The sequence below is a fragment of the Paenisporosarcina sp. P5_A11 genome, from assembly GCF_056400705.1.
On the sequence record NZ_JBFUKT010000363.1, the window covers coordinates 1 to 1088 of the forward strand.

Here is a 1088-nt window from a genome sequence, read left to right on the forward strand (position 1 = left end):
CAAGATGATTAGTGAATAGCTTAATCTCTATTCGTAGAGGTTTCAAACTAAGCAGATACGATTTTTTTGTTGAACTACTTTATGGTAGTTAATGATATTTGTAATGTCATGCCTTCGATATTCATTTACACAATTATCGATTCTTTAATGTACCAAATCAGGATGGGGAAATCGGCAAGGTAGAGTTTACAACAACTACTGATAACGAAATTACTCTTATGCTATTTGACGATATTCTTCCGTTCTTCAATATTGATGCTTAAATCTAATTTGTGTTATTGAGAAAAAAGTGCTTCGGCACTTTTTTATAGAAGATCGCAGTGTGAAAAATTGGTTTTTAAATCATCCTTCTTTAATTGCGAATTGACAATAAAGATGTTGAATTACAGATGGATATTACAATACGTAAGTTTTAATACAACTGAAGAAGACAAATTAAGTCTATTTTCTCCTTAACTTTGGGAAAACAGACTTTTTGTTTCCAATAAATGTATTTGTATGGGTTTCATGTCAAAATGTTGGGGATACCCCAACTAGAATTGTATAAACCAACATCTCTTTCTACTTTAACAGGGACTATGTTACCTCTGTAGTAAGAGGTTTTTTTACACATTAATTGACAATGAAAATCATTATCAATTGTGTTATGATATTTTTTGTACTTATTATATTGAATTATAGGAGGAAAACATGGTATCGAAGCTTTAAGGAAAAATAATAATATTTCTATACTCTTAGTAGTGTTACGTGTGTATCTCGAATAAACGTGTTTCATGGCAGGCGGGGGAAAGAGAGCAATTCCATATCTAACAATTGACTATAAGATACATAATCTTGATACAAATGAGGATGTAGAAAAAGGGCAATTGTTTCAAATGGTAGCAGGTGACCCACATTATGCCTCTAATGTTTTATTACCAGAACCCGGAAATTATGAATTAACTTTTCAAATCAGGCGAACCTGATTTATCTCGTCACGGTGAAGATGTTAAAAAGTTCTATGAACCAATGACTTTAAAGTGGGAATTTAAGTATGATGAGGCTCAAAAGTAAATAAATAAATACGAGCAGAAATCGTYGCCCTATGC

1 protein-coding gene is annotated in these 1088 nt (G+C 31.8%); it reads left to right on the top strand.

What is annotated here, in order from left to right:
* Window positions 1–773: 773 nt before the first annotated feature.
* The gene (locus AC1DOS_RS20265; RefSeq protein WP_477538932.1) at window positions 774–965 is read left to right on the top strand and encodes an iron transporter; all 192 of its coding nucleotides are present in this window, start codon (window positions 774–776) and stop codon (window positions 963–965) included.
* Window positions 966–1088: the final 123 nt, after the last annotated feature.